The sequence below is a fragment of the Peribacillus sp. QJM3NY_7 genome (genome assembly GCF_056173225.1).
Map to the genome: position 1 here is coordinate 3,941,305 of NZ_CM149663.1, position 25,466 is coordinate 3,966,770.

26 protein-coding genes and 2 other annotated features are annotated in these 25,466 nt (G+C 43.9%); of the genes, 6 read left to right on the top strand and 20 right to left on the bottom strand.

Features of this window, described 5'->3' with window-relative positions:
• Window positions 1-55: 55 nt before the first annotated feature.
• From pheT to AC0VX1_RS18875, 3 genes are all read right to left on the bottom strand, one after another.
• Window positions 56-2,470: a phenylalanine--tRNA ligase subunit beta gene (gene pheT, locus AC0VX1_RS18865; RefSeq protein WP_475468353.1), complete on the bottom strand. Its 2,415-nt coding sequence runs from the start codon at window positions 2,468-2,470 to the stop codon at window positions 56-58.
• 28 nt (window positions 2,471-2,498) lie between these two features.
• Window positions 2,499-3,539: a phenylalanine--tRNA ligase subunit alpha gene (pheS, locus tag AC0VX1_RS18870; RefSeq protein ID WP_053535889.1), complete on the bottom strand. Its 1,041-nt coding sequence runs from the start codon at window positions 3,537-3,539 to the stop codon at window positions 2,499-2,501.
• Between the two features lie 58 nt (window positions 3,540-3,597).
• Window positions 3,598-3,840: a binding site (T-box leader), on the bottom strand.
• A 44-nt stretch (window positions 3,841-3,884) separates the two neighbouring features.
• Window positions 3,885-4,643 (bottom strand): TrmH family RNA methyltransferase, encoded by a 759-nt coding sequence (locus AC0VX1_RS18875; RefSeq protein ID WP_034309029.1) that lies wholly within the window; start codon window positions 4,641-4,643, stop codon window positions 3,885-3,887.
• 122 nt (window positions 4,644-4,765) lie between these two features.
• On the opposite strand from AC0VX1_RS18875, the gene sspI reads away from it, so the two are divergent.
• A complete protein-coding gene (sspI, locus tag AC0VX1_RS18880; RefSeq protein WP_034309032.1) occupies window positions 4,766-4,975 on the top strand; it encodes a small acid-soluble spore protein SspI in 210 nt (69 codons plus the stop codon).
• Between the two features lie 49 nt (window positions 4,976-5,024).
• On the opposite strand, the gene AC0VX1_RS18885 is transcribed toward sspI, so the two are convergent.
• The 7 genes from AC0VX1_RS18885 to AC0VX1_RS18915 all read right to left on the bottom strand — a co-directional run bounded on the left by AC0VX1_RS18885 (window position 5,025) and on the right by AC0VX1_RS18915 (window position 13,837).
• On the bottom strand, window positions 5,025-5,375 hold the full coding sequence (locus AC0VX1_RS18885) for a general stress protein (RefSeq protein ID WP_475468355.1): 351 nt from the start codon (window positions 5,373-5,375) through the stop codon (window positions 5,025-5,027).
• Window positions 5,376-5,945: 570 nt separating this feature from the next.
• Window positions 5,946-6,746: a general stress protein gene (locus AC0VX1_RS18890; RefSeq protein ID WP_475468356.1), complete on the bottom strand. Its 801-nt coding sequence runs from the start codon at window positions 6,744-6,746 to the stop codon at window positions 5,946-5,948.
• A gap of 156 nt (window positions 6,747-6,902) precedes the next feature.
• The gene (locus tag AC0VX1_RS18895; protein WP_413010430.1) at window positions 6,903-7,832 is read right to left on the bottom strand and encodes a YsnF/AvaK domain-containing protein; all 930 of its coding nucleotides are present in this window, start codon (window positions 7,830-7,832) and stop codon (window positions 6,903-6,905) included.
• A gap of 254 nt (window positions 7,833-8,086) precedes the next feature.
• On the bottom strand, window positions 8,087-9,412 hold the full coding sequence (locus AC0VX1_RS18900; protein ID WP_413001844.1) for a (Fe-S)-binding protein: 1,326 nt from the start codon (window positions 9,410-9,412) through the stop codon (window positions 8,087-8,089).
• Window positions 9,409-10,821 (bottom strand): glycolate oxidase subunit GlcD, encoded by a 1,413-nt coding sequence (gene glcD / locus AC0VX1_RS18905; RefSeq protein WP_475468359.1) that lies wholly within the window; start codon window positions 10,819-10,821, stop codon window positions 9,409-9,411. The genes AC0VX1_RS18900 and glcD overlap by 4 nt, the downstream gene beginning before the upstream one ends.
• Window positions 10,822-10,962: 141 nt before the next feature.
• Complete coding sequence (locus tag AC0VX1_RS18910) at window positions 10,963-12,075, bottom strand: PucR family transcriptional regulator (RefSeq protein WP_106025983.1); 1,113 nt, start codon at window positions 12,073-12,075, stop codon at window positions 10,963-10,965.
• Window positions 12,076-12,148: 73 nt separating this feature from the next.
• Window positions 12,149-13,837, bottom strand: a complete 1,689-nt coding sequence (locus tag AC0VX1_RS18915) for an L-lactate permease (RefSeq protein ID WP_475468361.1) — start codon at window positions 13,835-13,837, stop codon at window positions 12,149-12,151.
• A 255-nt stretch (window positions 13,838-14,092) separates the two neighbouring features.
• On the opposite strand from AC0VX1_RS18915, the gene AC0VX1_RS18920 reads away from it, so the two are divergent.
• From AC0VX1_RS18920 to AC0VX1_RS18935, 4 genes are all read left to right on the top strand, one after another.
• Entirely contained in the window at window positions 14,093-14,824 is a 732-nt protein-coding gene (locus AC0VX1_RS18920) for a FadR/GntR family transcriptional regulator (RefSeq protein ID WP_057276686.1), read from the top strand.
• A 181-nt stretch (window positions 14,825-15,005) separates the two neighbouring features.
• Window positions 15,006-15,722, top strand: a complete 717-nt coding sequence (locus tag AC0VX1_RS18925; protein WP_057276687.1) for a (Fe-S)-binding protein — start codon at window positions 15,006-15,008, stop codon at window positions 15,720-15,722.
• A gap of 23 nt (window positions 15,723-15,745) precedes the next feature.
• The gene (locus tag AC0VX1_RS18930; protein ID WP_095390756.1) at window positions 15,746-17,176 is read left to right on the top strand and encodes a LutB/LldF family L-lactate oxidation iron-sulfur protein; all 1,431 of its coding nucleotides are present in this window, start codon (window positions 15,746-15,748) and stop codon (window positions 17,174-17,176) included.
• Window positions 17,170-17,874 (top strand): LutC/YkgG family protein, encoded by a 705-nt coding sequence (locus AC0VX1_RS18935; RefSeq protein WP_475471827.1) that lies wholly within the window; start codon window positions 17,170-17,172, stop codon window positions 17,872-17,874. The genes AC0VX1_RS18930 and AC0VX1_RS18935 overlap by 7 nt, the downstream gene beginning before the upstream one ends.
• A 61-nt stretch (window positions 17,875-17,935) precedes the next feature.
• On the opposite strand, the gene AC0VX1_RS18940 is transcribed toward AC0VX1_RS18935, so the two are convergent.
• Complete coding sequence (locus AC0VX1_RS18940; RefSeq protein ID WP_475468364.1) at window positions 17,936-19,021, bottom strand: M42 family metallopeptidase; 1,086 nt, start codon at window positions 19,019-19,021, stop codon at window positions 17,936-17,938.
• A gap of 64 nt (window positions 19,022-19,085) precedes the next feature.
• A complete protein-coding gene (locus tag AC0VX1_RS18945) occupies window positions 19,086-19,574 on the bottom strand; it encodes a dUTP diphosphatase (RefSeq protein ID WP_413001892.1) in 489 nt (162 codons plus the stop codon).
• 110 nt (window positions 19,575-19,684) lie between these two features.
• Between AC0VX1_RS18945 and AC0VX1_RS18950 the strand changes: the two genes are divergently transcribed.
• Window positions 19,685-20,065 carry a sigma-w pathway protein ysdB gene (locus AC0VX1_RS18950; RefSeq protein ID WP_413010424.1) on the top strand — a complete coding sequence of 127 codons (381 nt, stop codon included), beginning with the start codon at window positions 19,685-19,687 and terminating at the stop codon, window positions 20,063-20,065.
• 52 nt (window positions 20,066-20,117) lie between these two features.
• On the opposite strand, the gene AC0VX1_RS18955 is transcribed toward AC0VX1_RS18950, so the two are convergent.
• The 8 genes from AC0VX1_RS18955 to thrS all read right to left on the bottom strand — a co-directional run bounded on the left by AC0VX1_RS18955 (window position 20,118) and on the right by thrS (window position 25,341).
• Window positions 20,118-20,687, bottom strand: coding sequence for a TVP38/TMEM64 family protein (locus tag AC0VX1_RS18955; RefSeq protein ID WP_057276691.1), 570 nt, complete (start codon window positions 20,685-20,687; stop codon window positions 20,118-20,120).
• A gap of 60 nt (window positions 20,688-20,747) precedes the next feature.
• A complete protein-coding gene (locus AC0VX1_RS18960) occupies window positions 20,748-21,023 on the bottom strand; it encodes a DUF1294 domain-containing protein (RefSeq protein ID WP_475468366.1) in 276 nt (91 codons plus the stop codon).
• 68 nt (window positions 21,024-21,091) lie between these two features.
• A complete protein-coding gene (gene rplT, locus AC0VX1_RS18965; protein ID WP_034309067.1) occupies window positions 21,092-21,451 on the bottom strand; it encodes a 50S ribosomal protein L20 in 360 nt (119 codons plus the stop codon).
• Window positions 21,452-21,486: 35 nt separating this feature from the next.
• A complete protein-coding gene (rpmI, locus tag AC0VX1_RS18970) occupies window positions 21,487-21,687 on the bottom strand; it encodes a 50S ribosomal protein L35 (protein ID WP_034309070.1) in 201 nt (66 codons plus the stop codon).
• Between the two features lie 34 nt (window positions 21,688-21,721).
• Entirely contained in the window at window positions 21,722-22,222 is a 501-nt protein-coding gene (gene infC, locus AC0VX1_RS18975) for a translation initiation factor IF-3 (RefSeq protein ID WP_034309072.1), read from the bottom strand.
• A 98-nt stretch (window positions 22,223-22,320) separates the two neighbouring features.
• Window positions 22,321-22,458: a sequence feature (ribosomal protein L20 leader region), on the bottom strand.
• Window positions 22,459-22,584: 126 nt separating this feature from the next.
• Window positions 22,585-23,079, bottom strand: a complete 495-nt coding sequence (locus tag AC0VX1_RS18980) for a GNAT family N-acetyltransferase (protein ID WP_413010423.1) — start codon at window positions 23,077-23,079, stop codon at window positions 22,585-22,587.
• Between the two features lie 53 nt (window positions 23,080-23,132).
• Entirely contained in the window at window positions 23,133-23,303 is a 171-nt protein-coding gene (locus AC0VX1_RS18985) for a hypothetical protein (RefSeq protein WP_156404335.1), read from the bottom strand.
• Between the two features lie 106 nt (window positions 23,304-23,409).
• The gene (gene thrS / locus AC0VX1_RS18990) at window positions 23,410-25,341 is read right to left on the bottom strand and encodes a threonine--tRNA ligase (protein WP_475468370.1); all 1,932 of its coding nucleotides are present in this window, start codon (window positions 25,339-25,341) and stop codon (window positions 23,410-23,412) included.
• Between the last annotated feature and the right edge of the window lie 125 nt (window positions 25,342-25,466).

Below are 25,466 nucleotides of genomic sequence, written 5' to 3' on the forward strand. Positions count from 1 at the left end.
CTCGTAAAATCAAAAAAGACAGCTCCCCATGATTCAGGGAGCTGTCTTTTTGGTTTTATCCTCTTAGCTCTGCGCCGGCTTTTTCTTTAACGGCTTCAAGCACTTTATCATGTGCTTTTGTAATGTCCTCGTCCGTCAGGGTACGTTCCGGGTCGTAGTATTTCAGTGAGTAGGCAATGGATTTCTTGCCTTCCTCCATTCTTTCACCTTCGTATAAGTCGAAGATGCTTACTTCTTTCAGCAGTTTGCCGCCGGCTTCATCAATAATATCCTGAATGTCCCCAGCTTTCGTGGCTTGATCCACAACGAGCGCGATATCGCGTGTGGTTGATGGATAGCGCGGAATCGTTTGGTACGCTATCGGCGCGACTTCTGCTTCGGCCAATGCTTTTAAGGAAAGTTCGAAAATGTATGTTTCTTTAATATCCAAGTCTTTTTGGACAGTTGGGTGCACTTGGCCGATAAAGCCAATTACTTCACCATTCAATAGTACTTCCGCTGTCCGTCCTGGGTGCATATCGTTGATTTCCGCTTGGCGGTAACTGATTTGATCAGCTAATCCAAGTGTGTCGAATAATGCTTCGATCACGCCTTTGGCTACAAAGAAATCCACTGGTTTCTTTTCACCCTGCCATAGATGTGACTCCCATAGGCCGGTGATTGCTCCAGCAACATGTTCTTTTTCTTCAGGCAGTTCTTGTTCGTCACGCTTAAAGAATACCGAACCGATTTCATACAGTGCCAGTGAATCAATTTGGCGGGCATTGTTATATTTCACGACTTCCAGCAATTGAGGCACGATGCTTAAACGCAGCTGGCTTCTTTCTTCACTTATTGGCATTGCCAATCGAATGGATTCTCTTGCTTCCAATGCGAATTGGGACGCTTTTTCCTGGCTTGTCAGTGAATAGGTCACTGCTTGATAAAGGCCTGCGCCTTCAAGTGTACGGCGTGCCTTCCGCCGTTTAATTTGATAGTCTGTCAATTGTCCTGGGTTAGCAGAACCGATTGGCAGTGTAACGGGGATGTTATCATATCCATATAAACGTGCAGCCTCTTCGACTAAATCGGCTTCAATTGTAATATCACCACGGCGCGTCGGGACAGTGATCGTGAATGTTTCATTGTCAAGTTCCACGCCGAATTGCAGACGTTTGAAGATTGACTCCACAACTGATACAGTCATGCTTGTTCCAAGGAGTGTGTTGATTTTTTCAAGCGTGATGCTAATGACCGCAGGTTCCATTGACAATTCGTCAACTTCTGCTGCTCCTTGTAAGACTGTTCCGCCTGCATATTGTGCAATCAATTGTGCAGCACGTTCCCCTGCTTCACGAACACGTGCCGGGTCGACGCCTTTTTCAAAGCGGGCACTAGCTTCACTGCGTAATCCATGGTCCTTTGAAGCTTTGCGAACTACTGTACCAGCAAAATATGCACTTTCAATAATGATGTTCGTCGTATCATTTTTGACTTCGGAATCCGCTCCGCCCATCACACCAGCAATCGCAACAGGCTCACTGCCATTCGTGATCACTAAATGGTCAGGTGTCAAAGTGCGTTCCGCTTCATCCAATGTTACGATTTTTTCAGCATCCTTCGCTCTGCGGATGACGATTTCCTTTGAACCAAAGCGGTCATAATCAAAGGCATGGAGCGGTTGGCCGTATTCAAGTAAAATGTAGTTCGTGATATCCACCACATTATTATGAGGTCGGATACCTGCAGACATCAACCTAGTCTGCATCCAAAGCGGTGAGGGTCCGATCTTAACATCCTTGATGATTTTAGCCATGTATATCGGGTTATCTTCTTTCGCTTCCACTTTGACACTGATATAATCAGTTGCTTTTTCAGCTGCCTCTTCTTTCTCGACTACCGGCCATTTCACTTCCCGGCCTAGAATGGCTCCCACTTCGTATGCAACACCAAGCATGCTTAGCGCGTCGGAGCGGTTTGGAGTCAGCCCAAGTTCCAGCACTTCATCACTTAAACCAAGTTCCTCCAATGCATCTTTCCCTACTTCCACATCATTAGGGAAGACGAAGATTCCTGTAGCATAATCCTTGGAAACAAGCTTGGATTCGAAGCCCAATTCTTGAAGCGAGCAAATCATTCCGTGCGATTCTTCTCCGCGAAGTTTCGCTTTCTTGATTTTGAAATTACCTGGAAGGACTGCGCCAACAGTAGCGACTGCAACTTTTTGGCCTTTATCGACATTCGGTGCCCCACAGATGATCTGAACGGGATTTTCGGCCCCGATATCAACTTGGCATTTATTCAATTTATCCGCATTTGGATGTTGTTCACGTTCTAAGACATGCCCGATGACGACCCCTTTTAGCCCTTCACTTTTCTTTTCCACCCCTTCAACCTCAATGCCGCTTTTCGTGATTTTTTCAGCAAGCTCCGTCGCATTGATGCCTGAAAGGTCAACATAATCTTGTAACCATTTATATGACACAAACATGGTAGGTCCTCCTTTTTAAAATAAAAATTTATGCTTCGTGATGGTTGAATTGTTTTAAGAATCGAACATCATTCGTATAGAAATGACGGATATCGTCCACACCGTACTTCAACATGGCAATCCGTTCCACGCCCATTCCAAATGCGAATCCAGAGTATTTCTTGGAATCGAAGCCAGCCATCTCAAGGACGTTCGGATGAACGATCCCAGCGCCAAGCACTTCGATCCAGCCTGTTTTTTTACATACGCTGCAGCCTTTACCGCTGCAGATTTTACAAGAAATATCCACTTCGACGGAAGGCTCAGTAAATGGGAAGAAACTTGGACGAAGACGGATTTCACGGTCTTGCCCGAATACTTTTTTCGCAAATACGTCTAGCGTTCCTTTCAGGTCGCTCATGCTGATGTTCTCATCGATGACCAAGCCTTCAATTTGCTGGAATTGATGGGAGTGTGTCGCATCATCGTTATCCCGGCGATATACTTTTCCTGGGCAAATGATTTTAACAGGGCCTTGACCTTTATGTTTTTCCATCGTTCTGGCTTGAACCGGTGAAGTGTGCGTCCGCATCAGGATTTCATCCGTGATGTAGAAGGAGTCCTGCATATCACGTGCCGGATGGCTTTTTGGCAAGTTAAGTGCCTCGAAGTTGTAGTAGTCGCTCTCGACTTCAGGACCTTCCGCAACCGTATAACCCATCCCGATGAATAAGTCTTCGATTTCTTCCACGATTCGTGTTAATGGGTGAAGATTCCCCTTGTTTACCGGACGTCCTGGAAGTGTGACGTCAATCGTTTCAGTTGCTAGCTTTGCATTGACTGCCGCGGTTTCAAGCGCTTTTTGTTTCTCCTCGATCTTTGTTGCAATCGCTTCACGTACTTCATTGGCTAGTGCCCCGATTTTCGGGCGCTCTTCGGCAGATAATTTACCCATGCCGCGCAATACCTCCGTGATTGGCCCTTTTTTCCCTAAATAAGCAACACGGACTTCATTCAGTTCTTTTAATTCGGAAGCGGCGGCAACTTTTTGCAACGCTTCTTCCTGCAGTTCTAGTAAACGTTCCTGCATCATGTCTTCCTCCTTTATTTTCCTTTTGTAAAAATGAACACAAAAAAACCCCGATCCCTAAAGGGACGAGGTTTATGTATCGCGGTACCACCCTTATTAGTGCATAAACAAAAAAACTTCTGCACTCACTTCATTAAAAATAACGGCTCTTCACCGGAACATTTTTCGGACATTCTGTCTTCCCAATGCCAACTCGAAAGGTGAATTCACTTAAGCAGTGCCATAAAAATGCTTTCAGTCAAGGCATTTTCTCCCTGGATATGGTTAACTTTAAGCTACTACTCTTTGTCATCGTTGTTTTCATTATAAAATTCTGTTTTATTATATTATAATTCTTCGGCCGTTTCAAATCGATTTTCGTAAATGGTACATTAAAATCCCGGCAGCGATCCCCACATTCAAAGATTCACTTTTTCCGTAGATGGGAATATAGAGGTTTTTAGTCGTTTTCTCCAGTAATTCCTTCGATACCCCTTGACCTTCATTACCGACCAGCAGGGCAAATCGGGAAGACTTTTCCACTTCTTCAAATGGCGATGCCCCTTCTAATGCCGTGCCATAAACCGGTGTGCCGCTTTGCTTCAGCTCATCGATGATTTCGGATAGGTTCCCTTTAATGACAGGCATATGGAAGAGGCTCCCTTGCGTCGAACGGACCACTTTGGGATTATACAAGTCAGCACACCCTTCCCCAAGGATGACCGCATCGATTCCCGCTGCATCCGCTGTCCTGATCATCGTTCCAATATTCCCAGGATCTTGGACGGCATCGATCAACAATAATTTCTCCGGATTGATGGACGCCATGCTCGTTGATTTCTGTTCACAAACCGCAGCAATTCCCTGCGGTGCTTCGGTATCGCAAATCGCCTTCATAATATCATTTTTCACATAAATGAGTTCTGTGCCTTCCACCTTAAAATGGGCAGGCATTTCAGTTTCTTCATTGATGATCACTTCCAAGACGATTTCCTCTTTTAAGGCTTCTTCAACTAGGTGAAAACCCTCGACTAAATATTTACCTGTTTTATCTCGTTCTTTTTTCGTCAAAAGTTTTTTCCATTGCTTAACTTGCGGGTTTTTTACGGATTCGATATATTTCAAGGGTAAACGCTCCTTTAACTTCACACTGATTTTCCTATTATAACGCAATTCACATACATATTGCATGCGAGTTTGTGAAATGCTATTAATGTCAGTCATTATGTATTAGAGGAGGAATAATTATGAATTTAAACTTACGTAATGCGATCATCCAAAATGTATCTGGAAATACGCAAGAGCAGCTGGAAGACACGATTGTCGATGCCATACAAAATGGCGAGGAAAAAATGCTTCCTGGATTGGGAGTATTATTCGAGGTCATCTGGCAAAATTCATCCGAGCAGGAAAAACAGGAAATGATCACTGCCCTCGAAGCAGGATTAAAAAAATAACAGCCTTCAAAGGCTGTTATTTTTTTAATCTCGCCTCGCCAGCCTTCAGTTATTCGATGGAGACTTCTTCATCAAGCAGCAAGATGAATTTCTTTGCTTTCACTTCTTCAAGCATCGCTTTTGTCTCAGCAAAAGAGTAGCCGTATTTCGTGAAAAAGCTGCGTAAATCTCCAGATCCTTCATCTGTGAAGTAATGGAAGATTTTCAAAAAAAGAGTATCCTCCTTATCCTGATTGGCGATGATCAGTATATCCGTATGTTCATTTCCAAGCTGCACATTATTTTTTATATCAGCTGCCACTGTCATTTGGGTGCCAGTTACGCCTTTTGCTTTTAAGTCTGAAATTGCAGCAAGTAGTTCCGGATTAGAGTCAAAAACACCATATACGTTTTTTTCCATGTTTCTCCCCCTCCTTGTTACTCTACTTAAAATAAAATTCCTTTGTCATTATACCTTGCAGCTTTATCAATAAACAAGCAAATAGTCTATGGAGACGAACAAGGGAACCCTTCTGCCTAAAGGTTTTTTTAAAATAACAGCCTATAGCAAACTCTAAGAAAATCGAGGTTGCTTGCGGTCCTATTAAAAAGGCTGTTTTCACATACTTTGTTGCGATTTACCAGGTAGTGAGTTGTGGTTGATTTCCCCTCCAGATGCTCGCTTTCCTTGGTGCGGGCGGTGAGCCTCCTCGGCGTAAACGCCTCTGGGGTCTCACCTGTCCCGCTGCTTCCGCAGGAGTCTCGCACTTCCGCTCCAATCAACCTTAAATAGTTTCGTTTTAAAAACAACAATCTTTACGAAAAGAGCCATTAAAAAAAGTTCCACTCCCTTTCCGTCGACTGTCTCACAAGCCAAAGCAAACGGCAGCGTGTCTCAGCTAGCCAGTGATTTCGGCAGGAGTGTCGCAAATTTTTTCAATCTAAATAAACAAACAAAAACAGCCTTATGCAGGCTGCTCTTGTTGCGGTATTACAGATTGTCGGTATTGATTCGATTTTTGATGTATTCATCTTGTAAGCCTTCCTCTTGCTGTCCGCTGGCTGTCGGGCTTGCGGTCCGATCCAGTGATCCTTGAGCGCCCAGGTTTTTGTCAGCATCGTCTGCAAACGGGTCGCTTGCCAGTGTTCCTTCATGAATCCCTGGTTTTTGCTTCTTGAATTTTTCTGTGGAGTTCCCCCAGATTTCCCTTTCTTGAGCTCGCTTCATATCCAGCTCTTCATTTTCATAGATATTGGCGGAATTTCCGTGAAGCTCTTCGCTTCTTCCTGGCTGTGCTTCCATTTCCCTTGTTTGATAGGCATTCGCGGTTGTTTCCGGAAAAAGGTTCGGGTCCGGATTGTTCACCACCCCTGTTTTAAGCGGATTCTCTGCAGGTGCGTCCGTATCCTCGATGCGATTGGAAGTTATGTTCTCACGTGCTGTTACGGTTTCCGATTCATCTAAAAGAATGAGGAATTTTCCAGCCTCCACTTCATTTATATAAGCGGTTGCTTCACTATCGGCAAGCCCTAGCTCACCTAGGCGGTTCCTTATATCTTCGGAACCCTCGTTCAGGAAAAAGTGTTTCATTTTATCAATGAAGGATTCCTCGTTAGAGTTAGTAACGACTTCGACATCCGGATCATGCTTTTCATTAACGAAATCCAAATCTTCTTTCTTATCAGCCATTACCGTTATTTCCCCTTCATGAACCCCCTTTTCCTTGAGGGATTGTATAGCCTGGAACAATTCTCTTTCCGTATTAAAAACACCATATAACGTTTTTCCCATGCATATTCCTCCTCCTTTTTCCGATATTTCTTCTTATGTGTATTTATACCCTGATGGGTGCCAATTAAACAAAAAGGTTTGCCTTCCCTAAGCTCGAACCTTTAAAAATCAAAAGAAAACCTGCAGTTTTAAAACTGCAGGCCATTTCCTTCACTCTTAGAAGCGGTCGGTTCTACGTTCAGTTGCCTTTTTCTCATTCACGATCGATTCATCTGTACTATCAAGCTGGATATCTTCCTTTTTAAGAGTATCCTGAACTTGTTCCGTTTCTTGTACAGCATGTTTCTTGATGACAATTTCATCGGTGACAACCGGTTTTTTCGAAACTTCCAGTTTTTCTTCAACAACCGGGATTCGTAATGTTTCCCCATCTTCAATGGTTCCGGTTTCCCGATTCGCTTCACGTCCTGAAACCGATCTATGCTCAACTGTCACTTCTTCGTGTTCAACAGGGACATTGATCGTTTTATGCTGTTCATTGATCTCTTTATTAATGACCACTTCTCCTGTCTGAACTCTTTCTTTGTCAATGTTCAGCTGTTCTTCCCGAAGTGTAAGTGTCCTTTCATCTTCTGGCAATTCACGGCCTTGTCCGTTGACTCCATAAACATCTTCTTTATTTAATGCATCGGTTTTTTCCGTGCCATTATATAGTGGGTTGGTGGAGTTAGTATCAAGCCTTGTACCGGCAGTGTCCATTGTTCCGGTCGTGAATTTATCTCTTGCCGTTCCAAGATGGCCTTCACCTTCTTCAACCAGAACCAGGACTTTTCCATTTTCTACATCAAAGACATGTTCAGCCGCATCGCTATTCGAAAGGCCTGCATTCGCCAATCTTGTTGAAAGGTCTGCCGTATCTTCCGGCATGAAGAAACGTGCCACCTTGTCCATAAACGATTCGTCGTTAGGAACATTCGTCATTGTGTGAACATCCGTTTCCCGTTGATGGTTCGTGAAATCCAATGTTTCTTCCTTATCTGCGACGACCGTAATATCGTCCCCTTCAAAACCCTTTGCCTTAAGTGCATTAATTGCTTGGATCACTTCTGCATTTGATTCATATACTCCATATACTGTTTTATTCATTTTACATTCCTCCTTAGGTTTTGTTGTTTCGTTTAGTGGATGCTATATATAAACAATACCCGCCATGTTCCTAAGTAAACGAGGAATCCATATTTCATTTTTGTTATATCATTTACAATTCGTTCTCAGCACAGAACGCATTTTTAATTGAAATCCAAGCTTTATAAGGGTTTCCCCCTTTATAAAAATGTAATGTTTAACCAAATCATGCCATTTCGTTTTTTCAAATAATGCTTGTGATCTTTTTTCTTCTATTATAACGCCACAGCCTTTATTAGCAGGTCCGCAATATGCACCGCTTTTGTGCATTCCCCCAAGTTTTCCCGCTCGATCCCCAATTGCATTTGCAACAGGCAGCCAGGGTTTGCCGTGACAACAATATCGGCCTGTGTCGATTTCGTGTGCTCCATTTTAGAGTCGAGAATGTTCATGGACATCTCTGATTCAACAATATTATATATCCCAGCTGAGCCGCAGCAGCGATCGGCATCCTTCATTTCCCTGAAATCGATTCCTTCTATTGATTGAAGGAGAATTCGCGGAGCCGAGGAGGTGTTCATCACATTCCGTAAGTGACAGGAATCCTGGAAAGTTACGGATTGAGCTGGAAGTTTCAGGCGAACTTTTTCCTGAAAACGCAAATCAACAAGGATCTGGCTGATATCTTTCAACTTATTTTTAAATGAGATAGCACGGTCATGCCATTCCGGTTCATCTTGGAGCAGATGATCATAATCTATGAGAAAAGCGCCGCAGCCACCGGCATTCGTAATGATATAATCAACTTCCTCCGTTTCAAAGGCTTCAATATTACGCTTGGCCAGTTGCTTTGCACCTGCTTTTTCACCACTGTGACCATGCAGCGCACCGCAACAGGCCTGGGATTTCGGTATCACGATTTCACATCCGGCCAGCTGAAGAAGCTTTAGTGTGGCCTTGTTCGTTTCCAAAAACATCGTATCCATCAAGCAGCCGGAAAAGAACGCCACCTTTTTGAGCGGCGTTCCGATTGCAGGCAGCTCGGTTGGCCTATTTTTCATTTCTGCTTTTTTCGGGACTTTCGGCAGCACTTTTTCCATGGCTGCCAAATTATCCGGAAGCATGTTGAGGACTCCCGTTTTACGGGCCATGTATTGCAGGCCTGATTTCTGATAGAAGCCAAGCAAACTTGTCATGGTCTGCATTCGCTCCTGGTGCGGGAATAGTCCACTAAAAACGGCCTTGCGAATCGTTTTTACAGGGAAGCTGTGTTTTTTATTCTGATGGATGATATCCCTTGCTTCTTCAAGAAGGTGTCCGTATTTCACACCTGAAGGGCACACAGGTTCACAAGCCCTGCAGCCGAGGCAAAGACTCAACGAACGTTCTACATCCCTATCTGGCTCAATCACACCATCCGCCACCGCTTTCATAAGTGCAATCCGGCCCCTTGGTGAGTGGGATTCCTTCAGCCCCGATTCTATGTATGTCGGGCAATGGGGTAAGCAAAAACCGCAGCGCATACAATTCAACAATTCATCTTCATTCATTTTTTCCGCGAATTGAATGGCAATGGTTTCCCTTTCCTTAACTGTCGTCATGAAGAAACCACCACCCTTTTCCTGGTTTCCTTGGCAAATACTTTGCCGGGATTCATGATGTTATTGGGATCGAAAGCCTGTTTAATCGCCCTCATGGCATCAATCCCTTCTTTCTTCAGCTTCCATTCAAGATACGGTGCCTTCATCGCTCCTACACCATGTTCACCGGTAATCGTCCCGCCAAGGTCGATAGCCGCGGCAAAAATGTCGGCAAAAGCGAGCTCCACCCTCTCCATTTCCTCATGATTACGAGCGTCGGTAATGCATGTCGGATGGAGGTTCCCATCCCCAGCATGACCGAACGTGCAAATGTCCACGTTATGCTTGTCAGCGATCTCATTAATCGCTCTAACCATTTTGGCAATTTCCGAGCGAGGAACGGTGGCATCTTCCAAAATGGTCGTCGGCTTGAGGCGTGCCAATGCGGAAAGTGCTGTCCGTCTTGCCGTTTTCAAGGCGACAGCGTCAGATTCCGTTTCGGCAATTTCCACGGAAACCGCCTTTTCCTCTAGACAGATATCGGCCATCCTTTTCATATCACGTTCCACCACTTCAGGCGGTCCATCCTGTTCAATCAGCAGGACGGCTTCCACATTGGTAGGCAAACCGATTTTCGCAAAGTCCTCAACCACGATCAACGTCGGCCGATCCAGAAATTCCAATGTCACAGGAATGATTTTATTTGAAATGATTTTGGCCACTGACTCGGCTGCAGCATCCAAATCTTGATATAAGGCAAGCATCGTCTTAGTCGTTTCCGGCATTGGAATCAGCTTTAAGGTCGCTTCCGTAACGATGCCCAAGGTCCCTTCCGATCCGACAAAAAGTTTCGTTAAATCATATCCGGCTACATCTTTGGCAAGCTTGCCCCCTGTTCGAATGATGTCCCCATTCGGAAGGACGACTTCAAGCCCGATGACATAATCACGGGTGACTCCATACTTTAAGCCTCGCAGTCCACCAGAATTCTCATTAATGTTACCGCCAATCGTGGAGATTTTCATCGAACTTGGATCCGGCGGATAAAACAATCCCTTCTCTTCAACTGCTGAAATCAAGTCCAAAGTGATGAGCCCAGGCTGTACGGTCGCCGTTAAGTTCTCCTCATCTATTTCAAGTAATGAATTCATTCGATTGAATAAAAGGACAAGCCCTCCCTCTGTCGGGCATGTGCCTCCGCTTAAATTCGTCCCAGACCCGCGCGGAACGATCGGAACATTGTATTCGTTGCAAACTTTGACGATGGCTGCGACTTCAGCTGTGCTGCCCGGTTTGATGACAGCATCCGGCAACGCTTGAAATCCAGGCGTTGCATCATATGAATAGACTAGACATTCCACTTTCGAGTCATCGTAATTCTCCTGACCGACGATGGCAAGAAGTAGCTGCTTAACCTTCTTTGTTAACATGTACATCCTCCTCTTATAAACATAGGAAATTCTAGATTTTTTATATTAGGAAATTCTAGATTTTTTATATGATGTAAGTATAAGAAAAAAACACTCGGCCTTCTATGTATGAACATATAAAGTTTTGAGCTTTACATAGAATTAATTTGTATGTTTATCCAATACACTTACTGCTAGATACATCGTGACTAAATCGGCTAGCTTCCTAGGATTCAGCCGGGTCAAATCCTCTATGCGCTTGAGCCTGTAATGGAGGGTATTGATATGGATATGCAGGGCTCTAGCCGTCTCTTTTAAAGATAGATCACATGCAAAATACATGGTAAGGGTTTTAAGCAGCTCCTCATTAGGAAGCAACTCCTGAATCGTCCGGGATAAATATTCCTGTCTTGTTTCAGCGGTAACTTCATCAAGCAGGACCTCAAGTTTCAAGTCCTCGTCAAATATGATACCTGATGAAGAAGACGCGATTTTCAAGGAACGTTCCGCTTTAAAAAACGCTGGCCTGAAAGCGGATCCTGATGCACGCGAACTAACTCCTGCACACACTTTATAACCCGAACTCTCTTCCAGCTTTTTTTGCAGTTTACTTAGTTTCATATATTGCTGGTTTTTTGAACCGATGAAATCGGCCATTGAAAGAATGACGAATCGGTTCCTCCCCCAACGTACTGCGATGTCATTGGGATGCTGCTGTCTTATGAATATCTGAAGCGTTCTCCATACATGAGGTTCAATGATTTCCTCAGTCTTGAATTCACCAAGGGTGATGATCCGGTCCGCATGAACATCGACCCCAAGTAACTTGGCCTTCTGAAGGAAGTGCTCATTGAACGTCTGCAGCTGATGCCATTCAAATACAAAGAATTCCATCAGACGTGATTGGGATTCTGCTTGTTCAATATGATAGCTTTCCTGAATGAACATCTCCGTCATCTTTTTTAATAGTTCCGCATAAGGGGAAACATGTTTGGGGTCACCTGTAATTCCAATGACACAAACGGCTTCCTGATTAAAGAAAATAGGCAGGTTTATCCCTGCCTTCACTCCTTTCCAACTTCGTTCATCCTGTTTATTGATGATCAATTTCTCACGATTGTTGAAAGCGTGGATGGCTCCTTCATGAAAAGATCCAATACGGCTGCCATCGGTGCTGGCGATAATCATGCCAGCATGATCAATAATGATGATCTCCTCATCGATCAGTTTTCGAACCTCATGCACCAATTTACCTGCAACAGCTGCCAATTGCATGATATGTCCTCCTTTTTTGAATGGACTTGAAAATATTTCGAGGCTCCCCGATGAAAAGGGAGCCTCATTCTACTTATGGAATCATCCAGGAAAGGACGCCATTTTGCAAGAAGGTAATCACACAAACAAGCAGCAATAAAAATAAGCTATGTTTAAGCGTGAATCTCAATAATTCCGATTCCCTGCCCGCCAATCCTACGGCAGCACAAGCTATCGCTATCGATTGGGGGGAAATCATCTTTCCGGTGACCCCTCCAGAAGAGTTCGCCGCCAGTGCCAGAACCGGTTCCATCCCCACTTTAAGCGCAGTCACTTTCTGCAGACTGCCAAATAAGAGGTTGGCTGATGTATCCGATCCGGTAATGAACACACCTAGCCAGCCGAGAACAGGTGCGAAGAACGGAAATAAATCACCCGATTTTGCCAGGGTCATCCCTAATGTTGTCGACATGCCTGAAGCATTCGTCACATAAGCAAAAGCAACCACGGTAGAAATCATCAAGATTGGTTTGGCCAACTCTTTCATCGCTTCAACAAAGGTGCCATAAAAGTCTTTTGAAGACATGTGTGCGATGAACTTCGTTACGATGGCAGCCAGTAAAATGGCCGTCCCGGCTGCTCCGAGCAGTTCTATTTTATAAAAAGCCGCAATCGGCAATCCATTACTTCCGATTATCTCATTATGCAGACCTGGAACTTCGATTTGGAAGGTTAATAGTTTCCCGATTTCATTGATTCCGCCAAGCAGCACATTGTTGCCTTCATAATGTCCGGATAGTGCCGGCTTTATTGGGTTCAGCCCCCATATTGTGATGAAAAGCGTTAACAGAAGGAATGGTGACCAAGCATGGAATATCTGCCATTTCGTGTATTTTGTTTCCGCTTCGGCTGTATATAATGGCTCGACAGCAGCTGCCGTTTCCTCTGATGCAAAGCGAAAGATCGTCTTAGGTTTCCAGAATTTAAGGAAAATCGCCAATGCAAACAGTGACACTAACGCGGATAGGATGTCGGGTAATTCGGGCCCAAGAAAATTCGAACTTAAGTATTGTGTGATGGCAAAGGAAATTCCGGAAACCAAAATTGCCGGCAAAACCTCAAGCGACCTTTTCCACCCAGTCATGATTAAAATGAGATAAAGCGGAATGAAAGCAGAAAGGAATGGCAATTGGCGGCCGACCATTTTGGAAATCTCCATGGCGGCTATGCCAGTAGGGCCTTCCATGGCGATGATCGGTATTCCGACCGCCCCGAACGCTACCGGAGCGGTATTCGCGATCAAACAAATCCCGGCTGCATATAGCGGATTAAAGCCGAGACCGACTAAAAGTGCGGCTGAAATGGCGACCGGTGCTCCAAATCCCGCAGCACCTTCTAAAAAGGCCCCGAAAGAAAATGCCACCAATAATGCCTGGAGGCGCCGGTCTTCCGTAAGCGAAAGCACAGAAGAACGAATGATATTGAATTGCCCGCTTTTAACAGTCATCTTGTACAAAAATACGGAAGTGATGATTATCCATCCGATAGGGAGCAGCCCATATACGCCTCCTTGTGAAGCGGACATCACTGCTTTTCCTGCAGGCATCCCATATATCAATACAGCCACTGCAAGAGCTACAAGCAACGTCGTTATACCTGCCATGTAACCTTTCATGCGTTTGATGGTAAGCGCCCAGAAAAAGTAAAGAATTGGAATGAGTGCGGCAAGAGATGATAAAACTAAATTATCGGTGATCGGCGTAAAGTTTTGTGTCCATGTCATTCATTTCGACTCCTTTTACTATTGATTTTTTAAAAAATTCAGAAATCAAACACTAATTGAAACCCCTTACATATTCAAATATTCAAAGTCATCAGATGACTTGATGAGTACTCATATAAATTAAATGATTGAAAATATAAAAGCAAGATTTTTTTTATTTTTTGTTGATTTTTTAACTCTTCTGGAAGTGTCAAAGATCATTTGTGTTATATAATATTAACTAGAGAAACTCATAGAAAATAGAGGTGCTACTACTTGGTATATAAAAAAATAAAGCCGAAAAAAATTTATGAAGAAGTCAGCGATGAACTTTATGAAATGATTCGGTCAGGCAGCCTGAAACCAGGTGAACAATTGGATTCCATTCAGCAGCTTGCGGAAAATTTCCAAGTCGGGCGCCCGGCCATCCGCGAAGCATTAAGTGCATTGAGTTCAATGGGTCTTATTGAAATAAAACAAGGTGAAGGAACATTCGTCAAAACCTTCGACCCCGCCATCATGAACCACCCCTTGTCTGCCGCCCTTTTGATGGATCAAGACAATATCAAGCATTTACTGGAAGTCCGGAAAATCCTTGAGTCCGGTACGGCGGAAGTGGCAGCGAAGAAGAGAACGGAAGAAAACCTTATCGAACTTAAGGACATGCTTTTTAATATGGAAAAGGTCTCGGATGATGAAGAACTTAGTGATAAAGCGGATATCTCCTTCCATGTTGCCGTGGCAAATGCATCACAAAATGAGCTGCTGATTACATTGATGAATCATGTTTCAGAATTAATGACGGAAAAGATGCGTGATATCCGTCGGGCTGCGCTTTATTCCGAAGAGATGACACTCAAGCAGCTTTACCAGCAGCATGTCAGGATATATGATGCAATCGTGGCACAGGATGAGGACGGAGCCCGCAGTGCCATGCTGTTTCATCTTCAAAGCGTCGAGGAATCGCTGGACCGAGTCATCCAAAAAAATCAGCAAAAGAATCATTGACATTCCTTTAAATTTCAAAAACACCCTATACAAAAAAGGATTAAATTGATATATTATTTTGAAAACGATTACTTCATTTAAAAAATCTTGGAAATTGGTATCTTCTCTTAGCCATTTCCTTTTTCCATTTTCTAGTCATCAGATGACCTGTTAACCTATTTTGAAAAAGGAGGAGTTCAAATTGAAAGTTACTCTCTTTGCAACATGTTTAGTGGATTTGTTTCAATCCAATGTCGGCAAAGCGACAGTGGAGCTACTCGAGAGATTAGGCTGTGAGATCGATTTCCCGGAGTCCCAGATATGCTGCGGACAGCCGGCATATAATAGCGGGTATACGAAGGAATCGAAGGAAGCCATGAAAAAGATGATTAAAACGTTCGCGGATGCTGAATACGTCGTAACCCCTTCCGGTTCCTGTGCAGCGATGTTCAAGGAATATCCGGTACTTTTCAAAGGTGATGCCGTATGGGAAAAGAAAGCGGCATCATTAGCGGCTAAAACATATGAATTGTCCCAATTCATCGTGGATGTCTTAAAAGTGACCGACGTCGGGGCTACCCTCAAGGGAAAGGCCACTTATCATACTTCATGCCATATGACACGGCTGCTTAAGGTGAAGGAAGCACCTGCCATTTTATTAAGCCATGTCAGGGGGCTGGAAATGACACCACTTCCGGATGCCCAAAACTGCTGCGGGTTCGGGGGGACCTTTTCGGTTAAGATGGGTGACATTTCCGGACAAATGGTCGAGGAGAAGGTATGCAATATTGAAGAAACCGGTGCCGACTTTTTAATCGGCGGGGATGCAGGATGTTTGATGAATATCGGCGGACGGATCCAAAGGAAGGGGCAACCGGTGAAGGTCCTTCACATTGCGGAAGTCCTGAATAGCATTTAAAGAAAGCGAGGAGGGAAAAACTTATGGCTATGAAAACCAGCTCTGCCAAATTTAAAGACCGGGTGGATGAAGGAATACATAATGACTTTATGCGATTGGCCGTATCCAGTGCCCAAGAACGATTACACGGACGGCGGCTGACTGCCGTTGATGAATTGGGAAGCTGGGAGGATTGGCGTTCCCTTGGGGAAGAAATTCGGCAGCATGTGCTCAGTAACCTTGATTTCTATTTGCACCAGCTTGCCGAAAACGTTTCGAAAAGGGGCGGTCATGTCTTCTTCGCTGAAACCGCTGAACAAGCAAGCGGCTACATTAAGGATGTCATTGTAAAAAAGAATGCCAAAAAGGTCGTTAAATCCAAATCGATGGTTACGGAAGAGATCAATTTGAATGCAACTCTTGAGGCAGTTGGCCTCGATGTCGTTGAAACTGACCTTGGAGAATACATTTTACAAGTGGATGATCATGATCCCCCTTCCCATATCGTCGCACCTGCGCTCCATAAAAATAAAGAACAGATCAGGGATGTTTTTAAAGAAAAGCTTGCCTATACGCAAACCGAAAAACCGGAAGAGCTTACCGCCCATGTGCGGGGCATTCTGCGGAAAGATTTCTTAAGCGCCGATGTGGGCATTACCGGCTGTAATTTTGCGATTGCGGAAACGGGCTCGATCGGATTGGTGACGAATGAAGGAAATGCCGATTTGGTCACTGCCCTCCCAAAAACGCAAATCACCGTGATGGGAATGGAACGGCTTGTACCTACATTCGATGAATTCGAAGTCCTTGTCAGCTTATTGACAAGAAGCGCTGTCGGCCAAAGATTGACCAGTTACATCACCGCACTTACCGGTCCGCGTGATGAAGGTGATGTAGACGGACCCGAGGAGTTTCACCTTGTGATCGTGGATAATGGACGCTCCTCCATCTTAGGAACTGAGTTTCAATCCGTTCTTCAATGCATTCGCTGTGCTGCCTGTATAAATGTCTGCCCGGTCTATCGCCAGGTTGGCGGTCATTCATATGGTTCAATTTACCCCGGGCCAATCGGCGCTGTGCTTTCACCCTTACTCGGAGGATATGATGATTTCAAGGAACTGCCGTATGCCTCCACTCTTTGTGCAGCCTGTACAGATGCCTGTCCGGTAAAGATTCCTCTCCATGATTTACTGAGGAAACATCGTGAAGTCATCGTTGAAAAGGAAAAAATGGCGCCGTTTTCAGAAAAGATGGCCATGAAGGCCTTTGGGATTGGTGCGGCATCGCCTATGCTTTATAAATTCGGCTCCAAAATGGCCCCATCAGCGATGTCACCTTTTAAAACGGGGGATATCATCTCGAAAGGCCCGGGACCGCTCAAAACTTGGACAGAAAGCCGCGAGTTCCCTGCTCCAGGGAAAGAGAGCTTTCGGGACTGGTTCAAAAATCGGGAAAAAGGAGGGAAACCATCATGAATGGAACCATCCATAATGAAGGGGCATTTTTAAACAATATAGCTAAAAACCTGGGAAGGGCTCCTATTACGGAAGGCATCTCCGTTCCGGAATGGAAGCACGCCCCCCAAAAAGAAGTTTTGAAACATGCGACACAAAATGATCTTGTCGCGGAATTGAAGGAGCAATGTAAACGGGTGCATACTCAATTTCACCTTACAGACTCCAAGCAAGTGGTGAATTGCTTAACAAAGGTGATCAAGGAACTTGGAAACGGACCCGTGATCATCCCTAAGGACGGTCGATTTTCCGAGTATGGGTTAGAGGGCATCTTAAAGGAAAATGATGTCCATATATGGGATCACCAAGCCGGGAATGAAAATATCAAAAAAGCAGAATGTGCTAACATCGGAATCACATTCAGTGAGATGACACTAGCGGAATCAGCGACCGTCGTCTTGTTCAGCGACAAGGATCACGGCCGTTCCATCAGCTTCCTTCCTTCCTGCCATGTTTCCATCATTCCGAAAAGCACCATCGTTCCGCGAATGACCCAGGCTGCTGCGGCCATCCGTTCAAAAGTTACCCGGGGCGAAGTCGTTCCTTCCTGCATCAATTTCATAACAGGGCCGAGCAATTCGGCTGATATTGAAATGGACCTTGTCGTCGGCGTCCATGGACCCATCAAAGCCGTCTATATAATTGTCGAAGACAAGTAGAAATAAGAAAAAGAAAATGGAGAGGACCTATATTAGGCCTCTCCATTTTTAAATTACTATATTACTCGTAAATGATCCGATCAACCGCTTCGCGATCGAGGCGTTTAATCACTTCGACAATGAGCTTGACTGCATTCTCATAATCATCCCTGTGAAGCATTGCTGCGTGTGAATGAATGTAGCGTGTGGCAATTGTGATCGCCAGGGCGGGAACACCATTTGCCGTTAAATGGATGGAGCCGGCATCCGTCCCGCCGCCAGGAATCGATTCATATTGATAAGGAATATTCATTTCATCAGCCGTGTCGGTGACGAAATCTCGTAATCCCTTATGTGCCACCATCGATGAATCATAGATGACGATTTGCGGGCCTTCCCCCATCTTGCTCATCGCTTCTTTTTCGGAAACCCCCGGTGTATCACCAGCAATGCCGACATCGACGGCAAAACCGATATCCGGCTGAATTTTGAATGTGGATGTTTTGGAGCCACGCAGGCCGACCTCTTCTTGCACTGCGCCAATTCCATAAACTACGTTAGGATGGTCGCTGTCTTTCAGCTGTTTAAACACATCAATGGCGATTGCACAGCCAATTCGATTGTCCCAGGCTTTGGCGAGCAGCATCTTTTCATTATTCATAACCGTGAATTCAAAATATGGCACAACCATATCCCCCGGCTTGACGCCCCATTCCTTAACCTCTTCTTTGCTGGATGCACCAATATCAATGAACATATCTTTAATATCAATCGGCTTCTTCCGTGCTTCCGCTGACAGGATATGTGGCGGCTTGGAACCGATAATGCCCGTTATATCACCTTTACCCGTAACGATCGTCACGCGCTGGGCCAGCATTACCTGTGACCACCAGCCCCCTACCGGCTGAAAACGCAAAAATCCCTTATCATCAATTTGGGTGATCATGAAACCGACTTCGTCCATATGCCCGGTAACGATGATTTTCGGTCCGTTTTCATCTCCCGTTTTCTTGGCGATCAAACTTCCCAGCCCATCTGTCGATATTTCATCCGCAAATGGTGTTATGTATTCGGTCATCACTTTTCTTACTTCACTTTCATTTCCTGCAATGCCTTTAGCATCCGTTAAGTCAGCAAGCATCTTTAACGTTTCATCCAATTGAGCCATTCCCTTACCTCCTTATAACTTACATTACAAGAATAATTATACAGACAAACGATTTCATAAACAATCAGTAGCCTTGCTTTTGCCTTTCGTAATTGACTTCATTTTTGCTTACATATGCTTTTTCCACATCCGCTGCCGAAAATCCGAGCAACTCCCCTAAATGTAAATACGCAGTAAAAACCTTTTGGTAAGATGAATCTGTCAACTGTGTGCGAAATTCACTGATGTAGCCGTAAATGGCAGTAAATTGAACCGTCAAATCTTCCTGATGCATCTTTAGGGCAGATGGAGCTTCCGGTACAAAACCCCGTTCGATCCCGAGTGACAAAATGAAATGAATGCCATCCACATATTCAGCCAAAATCGTTTCTTTATCAGAGGGTCCTTTAAGACTCCAGAATTTAAAACATCTTGTTTCATTGGCAAGCTCTCCAAGCTCCACTAAAAGAGCAAGTATCTTCCGTTCCACCAAGTCTTCCGCACCCAAATCATGCTTGGATTGTATATGCTCATCCAAAGCCGCCTGCATTTCCATTAATTTACTTATGTTCATTTTCATCACTTCTTTCCTTCGTCTTCCCCTAAATTATATCAAATAAATGAAACTTATTAAAAACCCATACGTAAATGAAAGGGAATCACTCTGTTTAAGGAGGTATCTCCATGGTATTGATCATGCGGTTCATTCTTTTGGCTCTCATCATTTTCTTAATCTATACAGTCATTAAATACCTATTTAATCCGAAAAGAAAATTAGAGCTGGCACATGAACAGAAAAAATTCTTTCTGCTCGACGATACATCCAATATACGAAAGAATTTTTTATTGACGTACAACGGGGTGATGTTTGAAGGGGAAAAGTATTTAGGGACGACGGAACGCTCCTTCGAGGTCATCTCCATCTTCATTTGGCCTAAAAAAGTGGCAGGCCTGAAAGGCTTGAAGCGAAATGATTTCTTGAAAATCGAGGCAGCCATAAAAAAACAATACCCGGATGCCGTTATTGATTGGAAGAGCCCGGTCAAGGAGTTCTTACAAAATTGAAAAAATCACGCATAATGAAGAGCCTTGAGGAAAATGGACTCAAGGCTCTATATTAATCATCTGAACGAAAAAATTCCTTCCAGGGGACGACCGTCTGCTTCTCTCTCAATAAATAGATCAATAAGGTTAAGGATAATAAAATGATGACGATCAGCGTGGGACTGAAATCTGCAATATAGTGGCCAAAAACCGTGTATACGAATGCTACAGGAAGATTGGTCATGAAGGATAGGTAAAAATAATTTTTCAGCCCTTTATTGGATTCCAATAAACAAAGCGACAATAAATAAAAGTGTATGAATGGTATTAGCCTGAGTACTGCAATTTGCCGGCTGTTCAGTTTTCGGTTACCAAACAGCTTATTCTTAAGCCGCAGCAGCCTTTCCTTTGTTTTCGGAAATTTGCCTATCACGAAATAAAAGGCCATGCTGGAAAGCGTCAAACCGATTACCGAATAGATGGTTCCAAAAGCTGCCCCGAATAATACTCCTCCAGACATGCAAACCACAATGACGGGAATGAATAAAAATTGCCTTAATAAATGAAAAGTGATAAAAATCAACGGTGCAAACACGCTTCCAGATTGAACGTAGCTCATCACAAGTGTCAGTTTATCATTCATGCTCTCCCTCCAGCTACTCTTTGCTGCTTCTACAAGCATATACACTATACGGGCTACTTATTACAATTGAATGAATACCTTAATCAATAAGCCTATCTGCAGAATCATCAATATAGGCAGACCCCACTTAAAAGCGTCATGCTTCGTCTTATGGCGGAATTGCTTCATCCCCAAAAAGGACCCAGTCCCTCCTCCTATGACAGCCCAAAACCAAAGTGTCTTTTCGCTGATCCGGTACTCCCCATTACGAGCTTTCCTTTTGTCGATTCCCATTAAGGCAAAACCGATGATGTTCGTGATGATCATATAAGCAGCAATGAACCATACTCCTTGCATTCCCATTCCCTCCTTTAAATATGTAAAAAGCCACCCTCTTGAAAAGAGAGTGGCGGTATCAGTCAGACTTATTTGTCTAATTGTTGTTTAGCAGCAGTTGCTAATTGAGCAAAAGCTTGTTCGTCAGCAACAGCAAGATCAGCAAGCATTTTGCGGTTCACTTCGATACCAGCAAGCTTTAGGCCATGCATTAAACGGCTGTAAGAAAGACCGTTGATGCGTGCTGCAGCGTTGATACGAGTGATCCAAAGTTTGCGGAAATCACGTTTCTTTTGACGACGGTCACGGAAAGCATAGTTTCCTGACTTCATTACTTGTTGGTTAGCTACTTTGAAAAGAATATGTTTCGCGCCATAGTAACCTTTAGCTAATTTTATTACCTTTTTACGACGTTTGCGAGTAACAGTACCGCCTTTTACACGTGGCATGTTATTTCCCTCCTATTTAACTCGATAAATCGAACTTATTTAATGTTGTCTAGCATATGACGAATACGTTTGAAGTCACCTTTGCTTACAAGGCTAGCTTTGCGAAGCTTACGCTTTTGCTTAGTAGATTTGTTAGCAAATAAATGGCTTGTGTAAGCGTTAGAACGCTTAAGTTTGCCGGATCCAGTCTTTTTGAAACGTTTAGCAGATCCGCGGTGAGTTTTCATTTTAGGCATAAGGTATTCCTCCTCATTACAAATTACTTTACAATTACTTTTCGTTTTTCGGTGCTAAGATAATGAACATGCTGCGCCCGTCCATTTTTGGGTGTTGCTCGATTGTAGCCACTTCTTTACATGCTTCAGAAAAACGAACGAGTACACGTTGACCAATTTCCTTATGCGTAATGGCACGTCCTTTGAATCGGATAGAAGCTTTTACTTTATCGCCTTTTTCAAGGAATTTAATACCGTTGCGAAGCTTCGTATTGAAATCATGCTCTTCAATCGTCGGGCTCAAACGAACCTCTTTCAGACTGATGACTTTTTGATTTTTACGTGCTTCCTTGTCTTTCTTTTGCTGCTCGAAGCGGTGTTTTCCGTAGTCCATGATCCGGGCTACCGGAGGCTTTGCATTTGCAGCAACTAAAACTAGATCAAGATTTACACGAGCGGCAATTTCCAATGCTTCGAATTTCGTTTTAATTCCAAGTTGTTCTCCGTTTTGGTCAATAAGACGAACTTCACGGGCTCGGATGCCCTCGTTTACCATCGCGTCTTTACTAATAGTTAGCCACCTCCAAAGATATTGGCGAATACGAATATTTGAATAAATTCGGTCACGCTCACAACTCGCTTACAGGATATAATCATAATAAAAAAGTGTGGATGCATGTTGCACCCACACTTGATAGACTCATTCAGAAAGATCCAAATAATCAAATCATGACCTGTTAACTGCATTGTTTGCGTCAACCAGGTGAGAAGCGGGTGCTTCTTCTTTCATCAAACACGTATTCAATTCACTTTAGAAATATATCATAAACACTGATGACTTGTCAAATGCTAAATTTTATTCGTTTTTCACAACAAAATTAATATTATCAGACATTCAGTTATTTGACAATACGTTTTTTAAAGTAATTTGGACAAAAAATATTCATCATGATACTTTCCATCAAAAAACAGTGATTCCCGCTTTATTCCTTCCTTTTCGAACCCCATCTTATGATACAAGGAAAGCGCAGGGGCGTTGTTTGCAATCACGGACAATTCCAGGCGCCGTATTTCGTTAGTCCGTGCATGCTCCTCCATTTTCTGAAATAGCTTCGTACCGATGCCTTTTCCTCTAACCTGTTCATGGATGCCGATGACGATTTTGGCGGAATGCCTCGTTCGGCCCATTTGATTGCCCAATAAGATTAGGTAACCATTCAGCTCATTGCCGCTAGCGGAAACGAGGACAATGGAAGGGGGATTTTTTTCGATTTGCTCCAATTGCTTTTCCATTTGTTTCGCTGTAGCTTTTCTTTCCCCAGGGTTAAACAGCATATACCCGGAATCTTCTACATGATTGAACAGAGCAGCCAAGTTACCCGCGTCTTTCCTTGAAGCCCTTCTAATCTCCATTTATCCCCATTCCCCCTTTAGTTACAGTCCATACTGGCCGAAGCCATCACATGTTAAGAGTCTTCTTTCGCCTTTTTCTTTTTCTCAATGGTGTCCCAAGAAAATAGGACTATCCAAAAAAGCAGGACCGGGACGATGGCATATTGTCGATAATCATCCAATAACAATAAGATGATGATGACAAGGAATGTCGGTCCGAATAGATAAGTAAATTTCTTTTTCATGCTGCCCCTCCTTTTCATTGCTGTACATATTTTCACATGATGGTTTCATTTTATCATGCCATGATTAAAAAGAGGGACACAACTATATGTGCCCCTCTTTTTGCTATTAACGGCTCACTTCCGCCTTAATCGCTGAAACGAAATCTTCAAATGCGATCGTTTCGGATTTTTGTTCACCGTATTTACGTACATTCACGCTGCCTTCTTTGGCTTCATTGTCTCCAACGACCAGCATATACGGGATTTTTTGCATTTGTGCTTCACGGATTTTGTAACCGATTTTCTCGTCACGTGTATCCAGGTCGACACGAATGCCTTGCGCTTTAAGTTTTTCCTGTACTTCTTTCGCATAATCCAAGTGCACTTCAGGTGAAACCGGGATCACCTGTGCTTGGATAGGTGCAAGCCAAGTAGGGAATGCCCCCTTGTATTCTTCAATCAAGTAAGCGACAAAACGTTCCATTGTGGAAACGACGCCGCGGTGGATAACAACCGGACGGTGCTGCTTGCCGTCCTCACCGACGTAATTAAGGTCAAAACGTTCAGGAAGCAAGAAATCAAGCTGAACAGTGGAAAGCGTTTCATCTTTCCCTAAGGCAGTGCGCACCTGAACATCAAGCTTAGGACCGTAGAATGCCGCTTCACCTTCCGCTTCAAAGTAATCAAGACCAAGCTCATCCATGGCGCCTTTTAACATGCTTTGCGCTTTTTCCCACATGTCATCATCATCGAAGTATTTTTCTGTATCCTGAGGATCGCGATAAGACAGACGGAATGAATAATCCTTGATATCGAAATCTTTATAAACTTCCAGAACAAGGTTCACAACACGCTTGAACTCTTCTTTGATTTGGTCGGGGCGAACGAAAATGTGCGCATCATTCAATGTCATCCCACGTACACGCTGAAGGCCTGAAAGGGCACCTGACATTTCATAGCGGTGCATCAAGCCTAGCTCGGCAATCCGGATTGGCAGTTCGCGGTAGCTGTGGATGCTGTTTTTATAGACCATCATGTGATGCGGACAGTTCATCGGACGCAGGACAAGCTGTTCGTTTTCCATCTCCATGACCGGGAACATGCCGTCCTGGTAATGATCCCAGTGTCCGGATGTTTTATAAAGGTCCACGCTTCCCATTACAGGTGTGTAGACATGGTCATAGCCTAAACGTTCTTCCTTATCCACGATATATCTTTCGATTGTACGGCGAATTGTCGCGCCTTTTGGCAACCACATCGGCAGCCCTTGCCCCACTTTCTGTGAGCTCATGAACAAGTTCAATTCTTTGCCGATTTTACGATGGTCACGTTCCTTGGCTTCTTCAAGGAGACGCAGGTGTTCGGCCAAATCTTCTTTTTTATAGAAAGCCGTACCGTAAATGCGTTGAAGCATTTTGTTTTTGCTATCGCCTCTCCAGTATGCTCCAGCGATGCTCAATAGCTTGAATTCTTTGATTTTCCCAGTTGATGGAACATGAATTCCACGACAAAGGTCAAAAAATTCCCCTTGCTCATACAGTGTTACCTGCTGATCGGCAGGAATCGCATCGATCAATTCCAATTTATACTCGTCGCCGATTTCTTTAAAACGGGAAATCGCTTCATCACGACTCACTTCGATGCGGGAGATTGCCAAGTTTTCGTTGACGATTTTCTTCATTTCTTTTTCAATCAATGGAAGGTCTTCGGGAGTCAATGATTCCTCTAGATCCATATCATAGTAAAAGCCGCCTTCAATGACTGGCCCTACGCCGAATTTAGCATTTTTGTACAAACGTTTGATCGCTTGTGCCATCAAGTGCGCTGTACTGTGACGCACTACTTCAAGAGCATCCGCTGCGTCCTGTGTGACGATTTCGATTGTACCATCTTGTTCAATCGGACGTTTTAAATCATATAATTCACCATTGAATTTTCCGGCAATGGATTTTTTCCTTAAACCAGGACTGATGGATGCAGCGATGTCTTCAGTTGTTGTGCCTTTAGCAAACTCCTTGACCGCTCCGTCAGGAAAAGATATTTTCAGTAGTTCTGACATTCAGTTTCACTCCTTCTTATTTGTTCGAACAAATTACAGGTTTTTGATTCCATTACAACACAAAAAAGCCCGCCCCTGTATAAAACAGGGACGAGCTTAGTAATAAATATCATTAACCCGCGGTT